This is a genomic window from Flavobacterium sp. 22659 (assembly GCF_052044235.1).
Lineage (GTDB): Bacteria > Bacteroidota > Bacteroidia > Flavobacteriales > Flavobacteriaceae > Flavobacterium > Flavobacterium johnsoniae.
In genome coordinates, this window is record NZ_JBQEMU010000005.1 from 203029 (window position 1) to 223849 (window position 20821).

At 33.4% G+C, this 20821-nt stretch carries 20 protein-coding genes; 6 read left to right on the forward strand and 14 right to left on the reverse strand.

Annotation, left to right across the window (positions count from 1 at the left end; translation table 11 throughout):
- Position 1: 1 nt before the first annotated feature.
- From ACTJIW_RS07715 to aspA, 4 genes are all read right to left on the reverse strand, one after another.
- Positions 2–676 (reverse strand): response regulator transcription factor, encoded by a 675-nt coding sequence (locus ACTJIW_RS07715; RefSeq protein ID WP_012025383.1) that lies wholly within the window; start codon positions 674–676, stop codon positions 2–4.
- A 168-nt stretch (positions 677–844) separates the two neighbouring features.
- Complete coding sequence (locus ACTJIW_RS07720) at positions 845–1462, reverse strand: outer membrane beta-barrel protein (protein WP_440715980.1); 618 nt, start codon at positions 1460–1462, stop codon at positions 845–847.
- Positions 1463–1575: 113 nt separating this feature from the next.
- Positions 1576–2850 (reverse strand): BamA/TamA family outer membrane protein, encoded by a 1275-nt coding sequence (locus ACTJIW_RS07725; RefSeq protein WP_440715981.1) that lies wholly within the window; start codon positions 2848–2850, stop codon positions 1576–1578.
- Between the two features lie 150 nt (positions 2851–3000).
- A complete protein-coding gene (gene aspA / locus ACTJIW_RS07730; RefSeq protein ID WP_012025386.1) occupies positions 3001–4410 on the reverse strand; it encodes an aspartate ammonia-lyase in 1410 nt (469 codons plus the stop codon).
- A 157-nt stretch (positions 4411–4567) separates the two neighbouring features.
- Here aspA and ACTJIW_RS07735 point away from each other — a divergent pair, with 157 nt between their 5' ends.
- Both ACTJIW_RS07735 and ACTJIW_RS07740 read left to right on the forward strand, forming a co-directional pair.
- Positions 4568–5146, forward strand: coding sequence for a pentapeptide repeat-containing protein (locus tag ACTJIW_RS07735; RefSeq protein ID WP_440715982.1), 579 nt, complete (start codon positions 4568–4570; stop codon positions 5144–5146).
- Between the two features lie 38 nt (positions 5147–5184).
- Positions 5185–6321: a hypothetical protein gene (locus tag ACTJIW_RS07740; protein ID WP_440715983.1), complete on the forward strand. Its 1137-nt coding sequence runs from the start codon at positions 5185–5187 to the stop codon at positions 6319–6321.
- Here the strand turns inward: ACTJIW_RS07740 and ACTJIW_RS07745 are convergent.
- The 4 genes from ACTJIW_RS07745 to glyA all read right to left on the reverse strand — a co-directional run bounded on the left by ACTJIW_RS07745 (position 6318) and on the right by glyA (position 10030).
- Entirely contained in the window at positions 6318–6821 is a 504-nt protein-coding gene (locus ACTJIW_RS07745) for an N-acetyltransferase family protein (RefSeq protein WP_440715984.1), read from the reverse strand. The two genes, ACTJIW_RS07740 and ACTJIW_RS07745, sit on opposite strands and share 4 nt — an antisense overlap.
- A gap of 1 nt (position 6822) precedes the next feature.
- The gene (locus tag ACTJIW_RS07750; protein ID WP_073409253.1) at positions 6823–7863 is read right to left on the reverse strand and encodes a GMP reductase; all 1041 of its coding nucleotides are present in this window, start codon (positions 7861–7863) and stop codon (positions 6823–6825) included.
- A gap of 150 nt (positions 7864–8013) precedes the next feature.
- Positions 8014–8607, reverse strand: coding sequence for a tRNA-(ms[2]io[6]A)-hydroxylase (locus ACTJIW_RS07755; protein ID WP_012025392.1), 594 nt, complete (start codon positions 8605–8607; stop codon positions 8014–8016).
- 148 nt (positions 8608–8755) lie between these two features.
- Positions 8756–10030, reverse strand: a complete 1275-nt coding sequence (gene glyA, locus ACTJIW_RS07760; protein WP_440715985.1) for a serine hydroxymethyltransferase — start codon at positions 10028–10030, stop codon at positions 8756–8758.
- Positions 10031–10139: 109 nt separating this feature from the next.
- On the opposite strand from glyA, the gene fahA reads away from it, so the two are divergent.
- Positions 10140–11423, forward strand: coding sequence for a fumarylacetoacetase (fahA, locus tag ACTJIW_RS07765; RefSeq protein ID WP_012025394.1), 1284 nt, complete (start codon positions 10140–10142; stop codon positions 11421–11423).
- Positions 11424–11528: 105 nt separating this feature from the next.
- On the opposite strand, the gene ACTJIW_RS07770 is transcribed toward fahA, so the two are convergent.
- On the reverse strand, positions 11529–12713 hold the full coding sequence (locus ACTJIW_RS07770) for an endonuclease/exonuclease/phosphatase family protein (RefSeq protein ID WP_440715986.1): 1185 nt from the start codon (positions 12711–12713) through the stop codon (positions 11529–11531).
- A 214-nt stretch (positions 12714–12927) separates the two neighbouring features.
- On the reverse strand, positions 12928–13968 hold the full coding sequence (locus tag ACTJIW_RS07775) for an agmatine deiminase family protein (RefSeq protein WP_440715987.1): 1041 nt from the start codon (positions 13966–13968) through the stop codon (positions 12928–12930).
- 185 nt (positions 13969–14153) lie between these two features.
- On the opposite strand from ACTJIW_RS07775, the gene ACTJIW_RS07780 reads away from it, so the two are divergent.
- The 3 genes from ACTJIW_RS07780 (at position 14154) to ACTJIW_RS07790 (ending at position 17137) form a co-directional block, all read left to right on the forward strand.
- A complete protein-coding gene (locus ACTJIW_RS07780; RefSeq protein WP_440715988.1) occupies positions 14154–14420 on the forward strand; it encodes a hypothetical protein in 267 nt (88 codons plus the stop codon).
- Positions 14389–15675, forward strand: coding sequence for a choice-of-anchor I family protein (locus tag ACTJIW_RS07785; RefSeq protein WP_440715989.1), 1287 nt, complete (start codon positions 14389–14391; stop codon positions 15673–15675). Before ACTJIW_RS07780 ends, ACTJIW_RS07785 begins: the two co-directional genes overlap by 32 nt.
- Positions 15676–15874: 199 nt before the next feature.
- A complete protein-coding gene (locus ACTJIW_RS07790; protein ID WP_012025398.1) occupies positions 15875–17137 on the forward strand; it encodes an OmpA family protein in 1263 nt (420 codons plus the stop codon).
- A gap of 372 nt (positions 17138–17509) precedes the next feature.
- Here ACTJIW_RS07790 and ACTJIW_RS07795 read toward each other — a convergent pair whose 3' ends face one another.
- The 4 genes from ACTJIW_RS07795 to ACTJIW_RS07810 form a co-directional block, all read right to left on the reverse strand.
- Entirely contained in the window at positions 17510–18400 is an 891-nt protein-coding gene (locus tag ACTJIW_RS07795; RefSeq protein ID WP_073409250.1) for a carbon-nitrogen hydrolase, read from the reverse strand.
- Positions 18401–18582: 182 nt separating this feature from the next.
- Positions 18583–18993 (reverse strand): hypothetical protein, encoded by a 411-nt coding sequence (locus ACTJIW_RS07800; RefSeq protein ID WP_433810491.1) that lies wholly within the window; start codon positions 18991–18993, stop codon positions 18583–18585.
- A 249-nt stretch (positions 18994–19242) separates the two neighbouring features.
- Entirely contained in the window at positions 19243–19656 is a 414-nt protein-coding gene (locus tag ACTJIW_RS07805; RefSeq protein ID WP_073409248.1) for a hypothetical protein, read from the reverse strand.
- Between the two features lie 84 nt (positions 19657–19740).
- Positions 19741–20616, reverse strand: coding sequence for a DUF808 domain-containing protein (locus tag ACTJIW_RS07810; RefSeq protein WP_121361564.1), 876 nt, complete (start codon positions 20614–20616; stop codon positions 19741–19743).
- Positions 20617–20821: the final 205 nt, after the last annotated feature.

Consider the following 20821-nt stretch of genomic DNA (forward strand, 5'->3'; position numbering starts at 1 on the left):
TTTATGGCTTTATAACGTAACCTAAACCTTTCATGGTATGAATTAGTTTAGTTTTAAAAGGCTTGTCTACTTTTTTTCTTAAATAGGTAATATAAACATCAACAACATTGGTATTCATGTCAAAATTAATGTCCCAGACATTATCTAAAATCTGATCGCGAGAAACAATTCTTCCGGCATTTTTACCCAAATAATACAGGAGCTTAAATTCTTTTGCTGTTAAAATAATAGATTCTCCATCTCTTTTAACTGTTTTGGCACGTCCGTTTATTTCTAAATCGCCAATAGTAATCACGTCAATTTTATCGGTTTCCTGATGTGCTCTTCTGTGCAGGGCGTTTACACGGGCATCAAGTTCTCCAAATTTAAATGGCTTTACCAAATAATCATCGGCACCGGAATTAAGTCCCGTTACAATATTTTCAGAAGTTCCTAAAGCCGTTAAAAGTAAAATAGGTACAAAGTTTTTACTGGCGCGAAGTCTTCTGCAAATCTCTATTCCGTTAATATCCGGTAACATAACATCTAAAACGACAACATCAAAGTTATAATTGTCAATCATCTCAAGGGCAGTTTTACCATCAAGAGCCACACTTACTTCGTTGTTATTTTCGGCAAAACCTTTACGTAAAATCGATAAAAGATTTGGTTCGTCTTCGACTATTAGTAACTTCATATTAACTTGTATATACAACAAAAATAAGGATTGAGTTCAAAAATATTATTCATAATAGTTATAAATTATGATTTAATTATGAACAATGACTTTTACAAGTATAAAAAAAGCACTCACTTTTGATGAATGCTTTTTTATATTTTGAAAAAGAAATTTAGGAAATTCAACTTAATTTTTAAAATTAAAACTCAATGTCGCACCTAAACCAAATTGATATGTAGAAACATAATCTGTTACACCAACAATACCGTAATAAGTCCAATAATAACTGTCGCCAACAGCAGCAGTCACAGATTGCAGATAAGCATTTAGGTTAATTGAAACTGAAGAAGCTGTTTTGATTTTGACACCGCCTTTTATTTCCCAGGCAAAATAAGTTCCATTGCCACTTTGTGGAGTTTCCAATATTGCGACACCAGCACCAGCTCCTAAATATGGAAGCAGATTTGTTCCCGTATCAAAATAATGAGCATAATCTGCTAAAATGTAGTTGATTGCACCTTTATCATCTCCAGCATTTAGCTGAGTTCCTAATGGGCCATAAAGAGGCAGTTTAGTATCTAACCTATTGTACTTCAATTCGATTGAACTATTCTGCATAAAGAAATATTCAAGACCAGCTCCATATTCAAAACCGTCTTCAACATAACCATAAGAATTGTCATATTCTACCTTATCTGAAAATACGTAACCACCATACAAATTAAGAGAAAATGACCTTGCATCCTGAGCCTGCATTCCTATCGCCGACAGAAACACAGCTAATAATAAACTGTACTTTTTCATAAATTTTGTGTTTGAAAGTTAAATGGTTATCAAATTTAAGGTTTTTCTTCTAAATTTTTAACATTTTACAAACATAATTTTCACAAAATCAAATAGTTAACACATTACAACACTTAAAAAACTTCTCCTGCATTGAGATAAAATCCTTTAGAATTATTTCCCCAGGCATAATCAGCTACAAGATTTGTTCGCGTTTTTTTATCTATTAACAATCTCAGTCCAACACCTGCTGCTGGCTGAATGGAATGAAAAAGTCCGATATTATTATCTGCATTGCTGGCTGTTACAAAATTGGTAAAAACTGTACCGCTCAGCATTTGATTGCACATAAGGGGAAATCTAAATTCTGTTGAAAAATAAATGAGACCGTTTCCTCTAAATAATCCCTGCGTATAACCTTCACCGCTCCTGCTCCGCTGATCCCAGCCAATGGCAGGCAAATTTAAATACGGAACCTCTCCTCTGGTTACAAACTGACCGTAAGCCCAAATACCGAGAATATATCGATCGTTTTTTCGTGAAAGCGGAATAAAATTTCGATATTCTGCATATAAAATATTACTGTATTTTTGATTATCAAACAATACAGGATTAAATCGATAATTAATATTGGCAAACCAGCCTCGTGAAGAATTTACCTGATTGTCCCTAGAATCGTAAACGAGATTAAAACTTACACCTGTTAGAAAATATTCTAAATTATCAAAACCATGTTTTTGGCTGTAATTGTAATGATAGGTTAAATTTCCGTTTTCAATATCTAATTCTTTATCTTTTATATCTGTATACCAATCGATATTGATACCGCCGCCAACATAAAAATTCTTCCTAACTTCAAAAGAAGCGGTTTGGTGAAATTTGAAATAATTATAATCCATTGCCTGAGCCAGAGAATCAATACTAAAACCTGGATCACGATCCTTACGAGGCGGAATTATATCGGTTCCTAAACCATAATTGGGCTGTGAAAAAATATAAAGCCTATAATCACCGCTTAAAAATATTCGGTTGTTTTTAAGCAGGATATTATTTTTTACATTAATCATCCACTGCTTTTTTAAGGTATAAATAATTCCAAGATTGGCTACAGAATATTTATCTGATTCTTGTTTTCCTTTAAATGTATATTGTGCTACGGCACCAAAAAAGAATCCGGTTGCGGGCTGTGAACCTATTGCAGGAATTACGAGAAAAAAGTTGTTTTTTGCTGGTTTAATTTCTAAAACTGAGTCTTTCTTTTTAAAGACTTCAAAGATCGTTTTGGGTGGGCATATTTCTCTTTCTTCCGGGTTTGTTTTAATTTGTGCTGTTAAAAATAAAGGTATAATAGATAGCAAAACTGCAATTTTAAATTTATGCTGAAAATTTATATTCGTTAAGAATTTCATTCTCCAAAAAATTTTAATTTCTATTAAGACAAATTCAAACCTCTTGTAAATATAATTCATTTTCAAGACTTTACACAATAACTTTTTACTCTAAAACAAAAAAAGCCGTCGATTTACCGACGGCTTGTTATTATATTTTTTATAACAATATTATTTTGTTATAAATTTTGGATGAATCAAATTTTCTAAAGAATAAATTTCATCCCATTTTTCCTGTGTAATAAGTTTTCTTTCTACAACTGCAATTTGATGAACACTTTTATTTGTTTTTAAAGCTTCGCCGGCAATACTGGCGCTTTCTTCATAACCAATAATTGGGTTTAACTGTGTTACAATTCCAATACTGTTCATAACCATATTGTAGCAGTGATCTACATTTGCCGTGATTCCGTTAATACATTTATCAATTAAAGTCTGAATAGCATTTGAAAGATAATCCAGCGAAGTAAACATTGCAAAAGCAATTACAGGTTCCATTACATTCAATTGCAATTGTCCTGCTTCTGCTGCCATTGTAACTGTTAAATCCTGACCAATCACATAAAAACAAGTCTGGTTTACTACTTCTGGAATTACCGGATTTACTTTTCCAGGCATAATAGACGATCCCGGCTGGCGTGCCGGAAGATTGATTTCGTTAAAACCTGTTCTTGGTCCTGAACTTAATAATCGTAAATCGTTGCAGATTTTAGAAATTTTAACCGCAGAACGTTTTAAAGTTCCCATAATCTGCACATAAGCGCCTGTATCAACTGTTGCTTCAATTAAATCTGGTGATAGTGTTAACGGAATCCCAACTTCTTTGGCTAAATAAGAAACACAAATTTCCGGATACCCTTCTGGAGCATTTACTTTTGTTCCAATGGCTGTTGCTCCCATATTGATTTCTAACAACAATTCCTGAGCATTTTTTAAACGCTGAATATCTTCGCCAATTGTTGTCGCATACGCTTTAAATTCTTGCCCTAAAGTCATTGGCACCGCATCCTGAAGCTGTGTTCTTCCCATTTTCAAGACTTCTTTAAACTCCTCTCCTTTTTTAGCGAAAGCAACTTCTAGACCAGCTAAAGTTTTAATGAAGCTTTCCATTTTAAGATACAAAGCAATTCTAAATGCCGATGGATAAGCATCGTTTGTTGACTGAGAACAGTTTACATGATTATTAGGATGCAGAAAATTATATTCGCCTTTTTTATGCCCTAAATATTCCAGTCCGATATTGGCAATTACTTCATTTGCGTTCATGTTTACAGAAGTTCCTGCTCCGCCCTGAATTAAATCACTGACAAATTCCTTATCAAATTTACCCGAAATTACCTGGTCGCTTCCATAACAAATGGCTTCGGCAAGCTTTGAATCGATTGCGCCGCAGTCTTTATTTGCTAAAGCTGCCGCTTTTTTTACATATCCTAAAGCTTTGATAAACAAAGGCTCTTTTGAAATAGGAATTCCTGTAATATTAAAATTTTCTACCGCTCTAAAAGTTTGGATTCCGTAGTATAAATGATTTGGAATTTCTAATTCTCCTAAAAAATCATGTTCCTTTCTTGTTGGTTCCATATAATAAAATTGATCTGTTTTAACTTAAAAAATAAGTGTAAAGCTACAGCATTTTGTGGATTAAAAATGTGAATGAAATCAAAATGATTTGCTTTTTAAGAAGAATATTTTGTGGTAAATTATTACCTTTTCACCTTCAAATAATTATCGAAAAGAGTTGAAAAAAGAAAGCGAATATTTTATTGATAAAGAATACAATACGATTATTTATGACAAACATGATCTTAATTTTAAAGATTTTGAATGCTGTGTTTTTAATAATTGTAATTTTTCTGCCTGCACTTTTTTAGCCGTTACTTTTATCGATTGTGTTTTTAATGACTGTATTTTCAGTGAAGCAAAAATTAATTATACAGCTTTTAGGACTGCGAGATTTAACCGATGTGAAATTAAAGAAGTGAATTTTGCAATGTGCGACAAATTGATATTTGAAATTGAATTTAATGACTGTATTTTAGACTTTTCGAAGTTTTATACTTTAAAATTAAAAGGAACTTGTTTTACGAACTGCAGTTTGATTGCCGTTGATTTTATGGCGGCAGATCTTACGAATGCCGTTTTCTATAATTGTGATTTATACCGATCAGAATTTGATAAAGCCATCGCCAACAAAGCCGATTTTAAAACGAGTTATAATTATACTATTGATCCTTCTAAAACGAAATTAAAAAAGGCTGTTTTTTCTTTGAAGGAAGTGAAGGGACTATTGTTTAAGCATGATGTGGTAGTGAGTTAACTTTTTTCTTTATGACAATAAAACTTAATATTATACATATGAATTTTCGTTTATCTTATCTGACTTTTAATTTAATATTTTTCTCTTTTACAACTTCAATTGCTCAAAGCAATAAAAAATATGATAACTTATTTTATGAGAAATATAATGCGATTAGTAATCAAAACTTAAAAGATTCTGTAAAATCTGTTCATCTCAAAATAAGTAAACCAAAAGAGGATATGCCGGAATATAAAAAAACAGATGCTATCTTTAGTAATGGAATTAGAGGCTCTGTATATTTCTATTTTGATAAATTCCAAAGACTTCAAAAAAGATCAGGCGTTGTTTTTCCACGTCTAAACTATCTAGAAGATGATTCTAAAACAGAATACGAATATGAATATAATGAAACTGACTGGGTAGAAAAAAAAGAATTAAGATCTACTTTAAAAAAGTATTATCCTGTGATGGATTATAATTTATTAATCAAATTAAATCAAATTAGAATTCCTAAAGAAGATGAAATATCTAAAGAAGATGGAAGAACTTGGCCTCACTATAGAGAAGATAAATTTGAATACGAAATTGACGATGCAGGAAGAATTATTAATGAGAAAGAGTATTTTGTATATAGAACTGGTAAAGAAACTAAGAACAAAAAAGCCAATGATAATGACTTAATAAATCAAAAAACATTTATCTATAATGAAAAAGGGCAAGTTGTAAATCAAAAAATTACAGTTGGTTTATATGCTCAGAATAAAATGGCATATCACTTTTTAGGCACTGAGTGTTCTTATTGTAAAGACTTACAATTACAATATGAATACGACTCAAAATCACGCATTACCAAGATTATTATGTTCGGATGTGGAAAAGTTGTTGCGCAACAAGATTATAGCTACAATTCTATTAAAGATTATGTAGAAACAGTAAAGTATTATGTAACAGGAAATGGAGAAATAGCCAATCCTACTAAAAATTTCTTAAAAACATTTAATGAACAGGGCGATATTATAAAAAGAGAATACATTCCTGATTATCCAAACCAAGTTATCATTCAAAAGATAAGTTACTACACCTACGAATACGACAGCCATAACAACTGGATAAAATGCAACATATTCCTTGAAGGAACACCAGATGGAGAACCAACTTTAGTTGCTGAACGAAAAATCGAATATTACAATTAAACAATTAAATTCTTCCCCATCACGTAATCCTCCATTAAATATCCATTCCCAATTTCTATATCAACCGTTTCTTTGATATCAAAACCTAGCTTTTTATAAAAATTTAATGCGGTATTAAAGCGATTTACGTTTAATAAAAGCTCTTTTGAATTATTCTCTAAAGCCATTTTTGCAATTTCTTCAAAAACAATTTTACCATAACCTTTTCCTTGCGTTTCTGGTAAAAGATAAATTTTATGGATTTTGGTAATCGCTTCGCTTTTATAATTATGCTCAATTCCAATAAATCCAATTACAGAATTAGAATCAGAAATCAAATAAAACAACTGTTCTTTATTTTGAATTTGTTTTGAAAGCGCTTCATCAGAATAAATTAGATCTAACATATAATCTAATTGTTCTGCGGTCAAAATTTCGCCATAGGTTATTGGCCAGGTTATATGTGCAATTTCTTGAATTTTAGCAATATCTTCTACAAATGCTTCGGTAATTTTAATCATATTATTTTTTAAAAACTTGATTTTCCTGTTCGCTTACGCGGATGAAAGTCGTTCGTTTAGTCAATTCTTTTAATCTTGAAGCTCCAACATAAGTGCAGGTGCTTCTTATTCCGCCTAATATATCTAAAACAGTATGAATCACATCTCCTTTAAACGGAACCTGCACTGTTTTTCCTTCACTTGCCCTGTATTCTGCAACACCGCCGGAATGTTTATCCATTGCTGTTTTTGAACTCATTCCGTAAAATTGTTTGAATTTTTCGCCTTTTACTTCTATTAGTTCTCCGCCGCTTTCTGTATGTCCTGCGAGCATTCCTCCCAACATTACAAAATCGGCTCCTGCTCCAAAAGCTTTAGCAACATCGCCCGGTGTTGTGCAGCCGCCATCGCTGATAATATGGCCGCCTAAACCGTGCGCTGCATCGGCACATTCGATAATAGCCGATAACTGCGGATAACCAACACCTGTTTTAACACGAGTTGTACAAACAGAACCTGGTCCAATTCCCACTTTTACAATATCAGCACCCGCTAATAATAGTTCTTCAGTCATTTCGCCTGTCACAACATTTCCAGCAATGATTATTTTATCAGGATATTGTTTTCGGGTTTTCTTTAAAAACTGTACAAAATGTTCAGAATAGCCGTTTGCAACATCAATACAGATAAATTTGAGCAACGGGTTTGCAGTAATTATTTTTTCAATCTTTTCGAAATCTTCTTTTCCAGTTCCTGTACTTACGGCAATATAATCGTAAAAATCCGGAGTTACGTTCTTTAGAAATGTGTTCCATTGTTCTAAAGTGTAATGTTTATGAATAGCGGTAAACAATTTTTCTTTAGCCAAAACCTGAGCCATTTCAAAGGTTCCAACTGTATCCATATTGGCTGCCATAATTGGAATTCCTGTCCAACTTGCAGTACTGTGCAAAAACTTGAAATTTTGTTCTAAAGAAACTTCAGACCTGCTTTTGAGCGTTGATCTTTTTGGCCTAAACATTACATCTTTAAACCCCAGTTTTAAGTCCATTTCTATTCTCATATTTCAAGATTTTGGTTACTCTCAAATGTAAGGAATTTTAGATTGTAGACTTTAGATTTTAGATTAACAAAAACTTGAACTTTTGAACAATTGATTTACTTTGCGCAGGCTTCGACTCCGCTCAGCCTGACAAACGTGAAAACTAAAAAACTACCCGTGAATCGTTTCTCCTTTTCCGTAATTGGTAATAATTGATTCTTCGAATGCTAACCATTCTCTCCAGCGTTTTTCAACGTCAATTCCGGTTCCGTATTTACGCGCGTATGTGATGAAAGTCGTATAATGTCCTGCTTCGCTTTCCATTAATTCTCTATAGAAAACAGCTAATTCTTCGTCTTTAATATTTTCTGAAAGCACTTTAAAACGTTCACAGCTTCTTGCTTCAATCATTGCTGAGAATAATAATCTTTCAACAAGACCAGAAACACGGCTTCCGTCACCGCTTCTTTTCATATATTGGTATAGTTCGTTTACGTAATCATCTTTACGCTCACGTCCTAGTTTCAATCCCCTTTTGATGATAATGTTGTGAACCTGTTCAAAATGATCAATTTCTTCTTTGGCTAAAGCCAATAAATCTTTTACTAAATCCTGATGCTCAGAATTATTGGTAATAATTGTAATTGCGTTTGTTGCTGCTTTCTGCTCGCACCAAGCATGATCTGTCAGGATCTCTTCGATGTTTTTCTCAACGATATTTACCCATCTTGGGTCTGTTGGCAATTGTAATCTTAATACGCCCATTTTTTTAAGTCTTAAGGTTTGAAAGTCAAAAGTTATAAAGTCATTAGAAAACCTAAAAAGAAAAATCGAAGATCAAAAACTAAACATAGAAATTCACATTCCATTTTTAGACTTTTGACCTTCGACTTTAAGACTTTACGACTAATTTTTAATACGCAAAAATTGGTCTTTCGCTCATTAATTCGTTTACTTCTTCAGCAACCTCTTCGATAACGTCTTCATTTGTATGATTTGTTAATACTTTATCGATAAGTGCCACGATAGTTTCCATATCTTTTTCAGCTAAACCACGAGTTGTGATTGCAGCTGTTCCAACACGAATTCCAGAAGTGATAAATGGTGATTTATCATCAAAAGGAACCATGTTTTTGTTTACTGTAATTTCTGCTTTTACTAATGCATTTTCAGCTTCTTTACCAGAAATATTTTTATTTCTTAAATCGATAAGCATCATGTGGTTATCAGTTCCGCCAGAGATAATGTTGTATCCTCTTTTTACGAAAGCATCAGCCATTGCGTTTGCATTTTTTTGTAACTGCATTGCATAAGTAAAGAACTCATCTTTAAGAGCTTCACCAAAAGCAACCGCTTTAGCAGCGATAATATGCATTAAAGGTCCACCTTGGTTTCCAGGGAAAACAGCTAAGTCTAATAATGAAGACATCATTCTGATTTCTCCTTTTGGAGTTGTTAATCCTTGTGGATTTGGGAAATCTTTCCCCATTAAGATTAGACCTCCACGTGGTCCTCTTAATGTTTTGTGAGTCGTTGTAGAAACGATATGACAATGTGGAATTGGATCGCTTAATAATCCTTTTGCAATAAGCCCTGCCGGGTGAGAAATATCAGCAAATAAGATCGCTCCTACGCTGTCAGCAATTTGTCTGAAACGAGCAAAATCCATATCACGAGAATAAGCCGAAGCTCCAGCGATAATTAATTTTGGCTGTTCTTTAGTTGCAATTTCCTGAATTTTATCATAATCTAAACGACCAGTTTCAGCATCTACCCCGTAGAAAACCGGACGGTATAAACGTCCAGAGAAATTTACAGGAGAACCGTGAGTTAAGTGACCTCCATGAGATAAATCGAAACCTAAAATAGTATCACCTGGATTTAAACAAGCGTGGTAAACGGCAGTGTTTGCCTGAGAACCTGAGTGAGGCTGTACGTTTGCATATTCAGCTCCAAATAATTCTTTTGCTCTGTCGATAGCAATCTGCTCGATAACGTCAACTACTTCACAACCGCCGTAGTATCTTTTGCCAGGATAACCCTCAGCATATTTGTTAGTTAAAACAGACCCAGCTGCTTCCATTACCTCATCACTTACAAAATTTTCTGAAGCGATAAGTTCTAATCCGTGAATTTGTCTATCTTTTTCCTCTTGGATAAGATCAAAAATTTGTTCGTCGCGTTGCATTTTTTCGTTTTTCGTTAATTTCCTGCAAAAATACAAAAAAACGTTTGTGATACTGGCAGATTATGATATATTTGACATATAATTTTTCAACAAATAATTAACATCAAACATGCCAATAACCGCCAACGATACAAATAGAAAATCATGGTTAGAAGTACCAGAAAATAGTGACTTCCCTATTCAAAATATTCCTTTCGGCGTGTTTCTTACCAAAGAAAATGTCGTTACAGTGGGAACTAGAATTGGCGATTATGCCATAGATTTAGGGGCTTTACAACAATTAAACTATTTTGAAGGAATAGAATTAACCGATGATATGTTTATGCAGGACACGCTGAATGATTTTATTTCTGACGGAAAAAAAACATGGCGTTTGGTGCGAAATCGTATCGCTGATATTTTCGACGAGACTAATCCACAACTAAGAGATTCAACAAAACACCGAGATATTGTTATATTTAAGATTGAAGATGTAGAAATGCAGCTTCCGGTTTTAATTGGTGATTATACAGATTTTTATTCAAGCAGAGAGCATGCTACAAACGTAGGTAAAATGTTCCGTGACCCAGAAAATGCTTTACTGCCAAACTGGCTTCATATTCCGGTTGGCTACCATGGAAGAAGTTCTACAATTGTACCATCTGGAATTCCGGTTCACAGACCAATGGGACAAACATTACCTGCAGGTCATGATACTCCTGTTTTTGGAGCTTCGCGTTTAGTAGATTTCGAATTAGAAACGGCTTTTATTACTACCGATGTGAATGTAATGGGAGAAAACATCTCAACTTACGAAGCAGAAGACTATATTTTTGGTATGGTTTTACTAAATGACTGGAGCGCACGCGATATGCAGAAATGGGAATATGTGCCTCTTGGGCCATTCTTAGCTAAAAACTTTGCAACTTCAATTTCTCCGTGGATTGTGACTATGGATGCTTTGGAGCCTTTTAGAACCAAAGGCCCAAAACAAGATCCGTCTCCGCTTCCATATTTGCAGACAAAAGGAAAAAAAGCTTTTGATATTCATTTAGAAGTTTCTTTAAAACCAGAGAATCAGGAAGAAACTGTGATTTCAAAATCCAACTTTAAATATATGTACTGGTCAATGGCACAGCAATTAACGCACCATACTTCTAATGGATGTCGTGTTAATTCTGGGGACATGATGGGCTCTGGAACTATTTCTGGTCCAACTCCGGATAGTTTTGGTTCTATGCTGGAATTAACTTGGGGAGGAAAAAATCCGCTGAAACTAAATGACGGAAGTGAACGTAAATTTATTGAAGATAATGATACTGTTATTATTCGCGGTTTCTGCGAAAACAATGAAGTAAGAATTGGTTTTGGTGAAGTTGCCAGCCAGCTTTTACCTCCATTTACAAGACAATGAAGAGCAGAGCAATCTGAAGATATATAGAAATAAAAAAACCTTGACGATAACCAAGGTTTTTTTTATGCTTTATATTTAATCTTGAAAAAATTGAAAAAAAGTTATTTATTCTAAGATCACTTTTACCCAAACCAAACGATGATCTGAACTTGATTCTCGTTTTTCAACTAATTCTGACATTGGTTCACCTTTTGCAGGCCAGAATACACCACTATTGACAACTTTAAAACCAAGTCTGGATGGCAATACATAATCAGCTCGCATTCTCCAAAAAGCAGTATGATTAACTCCAAAAGGATTTTCAGGACTATATGCAGCACCACCTTTACTGGCAGGCGTAAAGTCGCTATTAATTTTCGGACTGTCTATTAAAGACTTTATACCTTCTCTAATGGCGTTTCCTTCAACTGGTGAAGCGTTTTGATCGCCCATTATAACAAATCGAGAATCCGGAGACAAACCTCCTTTTACCCCTTTATCATCATAAATATACGAAGCCGAATTGTCTGAAATATAGTCTCTCCAAAATCGGATCTCATCATGATTTCTTTTTCCATTTCGATCTTCATCGCCATCAAAAGTAGGAGGAGTTGGATGACTAACTAAAACGTGAACTGTTTTATTACCAACCTCTACAGGAACATCCCAGTGCGATTTTGAAGATAATGGAAATTCTTTCCATGCTTTCTTACTGTACCAATCTGATCCATCTGCTTTTTTGGTAAGCAATGCTCCCGGCATATCTTTCCATTTAAAATGTTGAAAAGTACGAACCGCGTTAACATCAATAGGATATTTAGACAAAAGCATCATCCCATATTGCCCAGGATACATACCAAATCCCCATGCATCATTTCCAAAATTATTCAACTTTCCATCATTGTTCAAATCGTAAGGACTTGGCTGGCCAGTATTCACTGTCGAATAATAGTAGTAAGGATAATCAATGGCCGCTGCCCCGCCTTGGCTCACATTCAAATAATTTTTTATAAACGCCTTTACACCAAGTTCAGGGTCTTTAATATAATCAAATTCGTTTAGCAAAATAACGTCTGGTCTAACGGTCTGAATAATGCGGGCAATATTTCTGATTTGAGCATTAACCCCTGAATTAAGCTGATAAATCAGTATCTGCTCCGATTTTCCCATTGCGCCTTTGGGAGAATAATTATCAGATTCCATACTCACATTGTAAGTAGCAAATGTAAGTTCAGTTTTTTCCTGTGCCTCAGACTGCGAAAATAGAACTCCGGAAGAAAGCACGGAAAGGATAAAAAATATCTTCTTCATATAAAATTAAATCTGCATTTCTGCATTGTTAAACATACGAATATAAGAAGGATGCTGGGACACACGGCAAATCTGTATGTTAAATATACAACAAAAAAAAGCTGCCACTTTTGGTGACAGCTCAAATGATATAAGAAAGTCTCTGTATATCTGATAATTTTATAACATATTAAAAAATAGAAAAGTGATTTTTTCTATTTTGCAGTTATTATTTTTATGCAGGAATCTGCTGACTTAAACAATGTAAAGTTCCAAATCCCCAGATAAAATCAATACAGCTTATTCCGATTACTTCTCTGTCTGGGAAACATTCTGCTAATATATTTAAAGCTGTGCGATCGTTGCTGTCATTAAATGTTGGTACTAAAACGCAATTATTCAAAATTAAAAAATTAGCATAACTTGCCGGTAAACGTAAATCTTCAAAATCAACACGCTTTGGCATTGGCAATGCTACAATAACCGGAGATTTTCCGTTTTCTAATTTTGCATTCTGCAGACGTTTCAAATTGTCCTGTAAAGGTTTATAGTTTGAATCGTTTTTATCTGTTTCAACAATAGTTACAATAGTATCTTCGTTTACAAATCGGCATAAATCGTCGATGTGTCCGTGTGTGTCATCACCTTCTATTCCGTCTCCAAGCCAAATCACGTTTGTAATTCCAAGATACTCTTTAAAAACAGCTTCGTAATCTTCTTTTGTAAAACCGGCATTACGTACCTGAATTGTTGGGTGCATTAAACATTCTTCAGAAGTCAGTAAAGTTCCTTTTCCATTTACATCAATTGCTCCGCCTTCTACAATTACCGGTTTACCTTTATACATTACCTGAGTTAAAGGCACGTCGATAAAATCAGCCACTTTACCCGGAACAAATTTATCTAATTGATAGTTTTTATATTTTGCCCAGCCGTTGAAGTTAAAATTTAACGCTTCTCTTTTTGAACCATTTTTTACAATAATCGGCCCAGAGTCGCGCATCCAGCTTCTGTTGGTTTTATGAATGATATACGAAATGTTTTTAAGGTTTACGCGGGCTCTTTCAAGCATATCTGCAACTTTTTCTTTCAGCTTTTCATCGGCTACTACCAAAAAAACAGTTTCAAAAGCGGCTACTTTTTTAATAAATTCTACAAAAGCCCATTGAACAGCTTCGTATTTTCCCGGCCAGTCATTGCCATTATGCGGAAAACACAATACAATTCCTTGCTGTTTTTCCCATTCTGCTGGAAATCTTCTATTATTTGTTGACATAAATACGTTCTAATTTAGAAAGTGCAAAGATAATCATTCGATAGGATTATAAAACAGCTGCTTAAAAAGATATAACATTTCACCCATAATATCTTATAAAATTTAAGTTAAAGATTAAATAATACAGCCTTAATATTACACCCAAATCCGAGAATTACTTTTGGCGAAAACTAAAACACAACAAAATGAAGAAATTAACTATCACATTGTTAGCAGCTCTTGTATTTATGACAAGCTGTAATAACGATGAAAACTCTAACAATGAACCAGAAGCAGTTGTAAATGAAAATCCAGGAACTTTTAAAGAAATTGGATCAATTACAATTGGCGGTGAAGCTGCAGCAGAAATTTCTGCTTACTGCGAAAAAACAAAAAGACTTTTTACAGTAAATAACAGCGGTGTAAACCAAATTGACGTTATTGAATATTTCAGATCCTGCAAAACCAATTAGAATAGGAAAAATTGATTTAGCTGTTTATGAAGGTGCTGCAAATAGTGTTTCTGTTTTTGACGGAAAACTGGCTGTTGCTTTAGAGTCAATCACAAACAAACAGGCAAATGGTAAAGTAGTTGTTTTTAATACATCTGACTATAGCTTAATTAAACAGGTCACTGTTGGTGCATTACCAGATATGATTACTTTTTCTCCAGATGGAAAATACATCATGACCGCTAACGAAGGTGAACCAAATACTGATTATTCTCAAGATCCAAACGGAACAATTTCAATCATTGAAACTAGCACTTACAATGTTACAACTTTAGATTTCAGTTCGTTTGCTAATCAAGCTGCTGCTTTAGCAAAAGACGGGTTTAGAATTTCAAAATTTGCTAAAACTAGTTTTGCTCAAGATATCGAACCAGAATACATTACCATTTCTGACGATTCTAAAACTGCCTGGGTAACTTTGCAAGAAAATAATGGGGTTGCAAAAGTTGATTTAACTTCTAAAACAATTACTGCTATTTATCCTTTAGGATTAAAAGATTATAATACTGCTGAAAATGCAATTGATGTAAGCGACAGCGATAATAAAATTGCATTTAATCCTTGGAAAGTAAAAGGATTGTATATGCCAGATGCTATCAGCCATTTCTCTCTAAATAATGTTCCGTATTTTGTAACAGCTAATGAAGGTGATGCAAGAGAATATACAGCTTATACTGATGTGAAGCGAATGAAAAACATGACACTTGATGCAACTGTTTTTCCTGATGCTGCTACTTTAAAACTAGATGCGAATTTAGGAAGATTAAATCTTGTTGCTGATATGGGAGATATTGACGGCGATGGTGATTTAGACGAAATGGTAAGCTTTGGCGCAAGATCATTCTCTATCTGGAATGGAAACACAGGAAAAATTGTTTTTGACAGTAAGAACGATGTTGATAAAAAAACAAACGAATTAGGAACTTATGATGATAAGAGAAGTGATGATAAGGGTTCTGAACCAGAAGCGGTAGTTGTTGCTAAAATGGGAAATCAAAACATTTTATTTGTTGGTCTTGAAAGATCTGATGCATTTATGGTTTATGATGTAACAAATCCTGTTTCTCCACAATATTTACAAACAGTAAAAACAGGCGATGCTCCAGAAGGAATTCTTTTTATTCCGGCTTCAAAAAGTCCAACTAAAAGAAGTTTATTAGTAGTAAGCAGTGAAGGCGACGGATCTGTAAAAATATATCAGCCAGATTTAAAATAACCATTATTTCGCAAATTCAAAAAGGGTAAAACTTAAATTTTACCCTTTTTTTGTATAAAAAATTCAATTTTAATTAACAGATTTTCAGAATTATACGTTAATTAGTGGGAATTATGTAAGAGCATATAGAACATTGTCTTAAACATGAGCCATAATTTTGTCTGGAGTTTAAATAAAAACCCAATTAAATTTTGATATCATGAAAAAGAAATTAGCATCAGTATCCCTTTTACTATTAGCACTTACAGCAGGTGCTCAAAATATGGCTACCACATCAGCAAAACCAAGTGTTGACCAACCAGAATACAACAAATGGTCTATCGAACTTAATGGCGGTGTTAATAAACCAACCCGTGCAATGACTGCAGGTTATACTACAGAATCTTTAAATTTCTTTCACGGTGATTTAGGTGTAAGATATATGTTTAATCCTAAGTTTGGGGTAAAATTAGATGTAGGTTACGACCAGTTTAAAGAAAAGAAAAACACACCTGATTTTGAAAGCCGCTATGTTAGAGCCAGTTTCCAGGGGGTTGTTAACGTAGGACGTGCTTTAAATTTTGAAACCTGGACAAATACAATTGGTATTTTGGCACATGGTGGTTTCGGGGTTTCACAAATTAGTACTGAAACTGGATTTGGAGGGCAGGATTATATGGCTCACGGAATCGCAGGTATTACAGGACAAATCAAACTTAGTAACAGAGTTGCTTTGACTGGTGACCTTACAGGAATTGTGAATGGAAGACAAAACTGGAATTTTGACGGTATGGGTAATACTACTACAGGTTCTTTTGATGGTGTATTATTAAACGCTTCTGTTGGTTTAACTTTTTACTTAGGTAAAAACGAAAAACATGCTGACTGGGTTGGCGAAGAAGACAGAATTGGTGAATTGGAAAAAAGAGTGGACTTAATCGAAACTGGTCTTATCGATTCAGACAAAGACGGAGTTGCTGATTTATACGATTTAGAACCTAATACTATTGCAGGAGTAGCTGTTAATACAAAAGGACAATCTATTGATACAAATCAAAATGGTGTGCCGGATGAGCTAGAAAGCTATTTAGATAAAACTTACGAAAAGAAAGGCAGCGGAACTGCTACAAACAATACGGTTGAAGAGTTAATTAACGGTGGTTATGTAAATGTTTATTTTGATTTCAATTCATCTAAACCTACAAATGCTTCTTTATCTGGTGTTGATTTCTTAGTGAAATATCTAAAAAATAATCCAGGAAAATCTGCTGACATTATTGGTTATGCTGACGAAATTGGAAAAACAAGTTACAATACTGAATTATCAAGAAAAAGAGCTGAAGCAGTGAAAAAAGTAGCTGTAAACGCCGGAATCGATGCTTCAAGATTGAATGTAATTGCTAACGGAGAAGATACTTCGGTTAACAAAAACTCTAAAGAAGCACGTCAAATCGTGAGAAGAGTTACTTTCCAAGTAAAATAATCTTAGTCTATATATTTAAAAAGGCGGTTTCAAAATTATTGAAACCGCCTTTTTGTTTAATAATATAACAGACAATAGATTTCTTTCTAGTTAATGGATATCTAATAAAAGCTCCGGAGGAGCAAAATATTTATAGCAAAGAATAATGTTTTACAATATAAAGCTCCAGCGGAGTGATATCTATTAGATTGTAAAAAATATGTCGCTCCGTTGGAGCTTTTTTATTTGTCCTATTGAAATTCTATAAATATTTTGCTCCTCTGGAGCTTTATGCAAATGTGTATTTCTTGTTATAAATATTCGCTTGTTCGAAGCTTATAAAAAAAGGGCAAAATATCAATTTTGCCCTTTTTATATTTTAAATAAACTGAATTATTTATCGATCGCTCTTTTTGTAATATCACCAAAAGCATCAATTCTTCTATCTCTAAAGAATGGCCAATTTTGACGAACATTTTCCTGTAAATCTAAATCAACCTCAGCAATCAAGATTTCTTCTTTATCATGAGAAGCCTGAGCTAAAATTTCTCCTTGAGGTCCAGCGATAAATGACGCTCCCCAAAATTGAATTCCTTCTGTTCCTTCAATATATTTTTCAAGACCAATTCTATTTGCTGCTGCAACAAAAACACCATTTGCAACAGCATGCCCTTTCATTACATTCATCCATGCTCCGTATTGGTTTTCTCCGTATTGTTCTTTTTCTTTTGGATGCCATCCAATTGCTGTTGGATAAAATAAAACCTCAGCACCTTTTAAAGCAGTGATACGTGCCGCTTCCGGATACCATTGATCCCAGCAGATTAATGTTCCAATTGTTCCTTTTTTAGTTTCGATTGCCTGAAAACCTAAGTCCCCTGGAGTAAAATAGAATTTTTCATAGAAATGCGGATCGTCTGGAATATGCATTTTACGGTATAAACCAGCTTCTGAACCATCTGTATCGATAATATATGCACTGTTATGGTAAATTCCTGCCATTCTTTTTTCGAAGAAAGGAACAATAATTACCACTCCTAATTCTTTTGCTAACTCACTGAAAGCAATAAATGAAGTACTGTAAAGTGGCTCTGCTAATGCAAAATTATCTACATCTTCACTTTGGCAGAAATAATGACTGCTATATAATTCTGGAAGTAAAATAACTTCTGCACCTTGGCTTGCAGCATCTCTTACCCAGCTGATACATTTTTTAAGATTATTTTCGGCTACATCATTCAGATTTAACTGAATAACTGATATTTTATACTTTCTTTTCGACATGACATAAAATTTAGAGTGCAAAAATAATACTTTTTAAAGGAATGGCAAAGTCTATAACTTTTATATAACATCGAAGAAATGCATCGAAATAATTGAATTATATAAAAAAACCATTTTGCATTAATTTAAAATTTTAAACAATCGCAAAATGGTTTTCTATCTTGGAATATCAACTCAAAATATTATTCAATAACAACTTTTTGAGTCAGGAATTCTGTTTCAGATTTTTTGAATTTAATCTCAAAAGTTCCTTTTACAGCCGATTTAAATTTATAAACTGTTTTTTTAGGTTCTGGTACTTGCTGCGTGCAAACTTCTGATGGGTATTTTACTTCAACTTGAAATCCTTTTACTGAACCAATTGTTGTCTCGCTGATTTTTACAAATTCAGCACAGGCATTATCTACTGTATAAGTTACATCATAGCTCAATTCTTCATTTACTTTTCCTGTTCCTGCTCCTTTAATTTCTGTAGCAAATGCTGTTTTTGTTTTTACTGGTGCTTCTGCATGATCATCATCATTACTGCACGAAACAAATACAATTGATAAAAATAATACTACCAAAACAGATTTTAATTTAAAACTTTTCATATAAAATAATAATTAATTGTTAATTACTATGAAGATGTAACTGAGTTACAAAGGTTGCTTAGATAAAATGTTAATTCGTTTTACAAAAAGATTAAACATTTGAATTTCAAAAAGTTATTCAGTAAAAATATTTTACAAAACAAACGTAATTCCTTACGAAAAATGATCCAGCGTTTGTGAATTACAACCATAAAAAAAACCGCTTTACAAAATTTGTAAAGCGGTCTTATTTTAAATAATCTTTTAGTTTTAGTCTATAACAACTTTTGTTTCTATGTATTCACTATCAGATTTTGCAATTCTTAAATAATAAGTTCCTTTTAGAGTTGGAGTAATTTTATATGTAGTTCTTTTTATTGTAGGAGTAGAACTTTCGCATCCTGCTTTTGGATATTTAGCTTCAATTTGAAATCCTGGTTCTTTTTTAAATTCAACATCAGTAAATCTCTGAAATTCTCCACAGCTGTTTTCTACTTCAAAAGATATCACATAAGTCAGCTCTTGATTTACTTTTCCGGTTGTTGGTCCATTCACATCAGTTGCAAAAGAACTTTTAAAAATAACATCAGAAGTATCTGGTGTATTGTTGTCACTGCTGCATGAACTCAAAAAAGTTACCAGCATTAGAACCACTGCAATAGATTGTAATTTGATTTTTTTCATAGTATAATAAATTGTTCTTAATAATATATAGATGTAATAATTGATTTTAGTTGCGTATAAAAATGTTAAAATTTCAAATTAGAATTATTTTTTAAAAATCTTTTTGAACAAATTTACAAATCCTAAAACAACGAAACCTAATATTAGTCCAATTACAAATTCTTTTATTATCGAAGGAATATTAATTTTTTCTGCTAAATGATGAAAATACGGAATATAGTGTACAAAGATACCGCCGGCAACTAATAGTAATGCAATTGTACCTATTATAGTCAACCCTTTAATAACCAACGGAAGTGCTTTTACTAAGATATTTCCAATGAATTTTGAAATACTTTTTTCTCCTTTACTAAACTTAATAAGCTTATACCCTGCTTCATCCATTCTTACAATAAGAGCTACAATACCATACACTCCTATAGTAGCGATCAAGGCTATTATTGATGTTACAATAATCTGCTGTGTAATAGGCTGGTCTATAACCGTACCCAAAGCAATAATTACGATTTCTACAGATAATATAAAATCGGTTATGATTGCTGATTTTATTTTACCTTTTTCGGCTTCAAGGATTTGTTCTTCAGTCAAAGTTTCTTCGGTTATTCCTTCAGATTCTTCATGTTTGTGAGGAAATACAAATTCATATATTTTTTCGGCACCTTCATATGCTAAAAATAATCCTCCTAAAACTAAAATGACAATTATTGCAACTGGTAAAAAGGCACTTAGTAAAAATGCGATTGGCAGAATAATAATTTTATTAAGCAATGATCCTTTGCTGATTGCCCATAAAACCGGCAGTTCTCTTGAAGATGCAAATCCTGAAGCTTTTTCAGCATTTACCGCCAAATCATCTCCTAAAATTCCTGCTGTTTTTTTTGCTGCAACTTTACTCATTACTGCAACGTCGTCCATAATTGCTGCTATATCGTCTAATAGTACGAAAAAACCTGATGCCATTATATTTGTCTTTGTTTAATGTTTAGTTGTGCGAATCTACTACTTTTTATGCGAATCTCTTTAACTAAAATTGGATTTAATTTTTAACTGCACTGCCCTAATAACAGCCAGATAATAATAAAAACTAATATGGTTCCAAAACACCCTCCGCCTAACTTTTTTGCGCCATATCCGGCGATTAATCCTCTAAATATATTGTTCATGA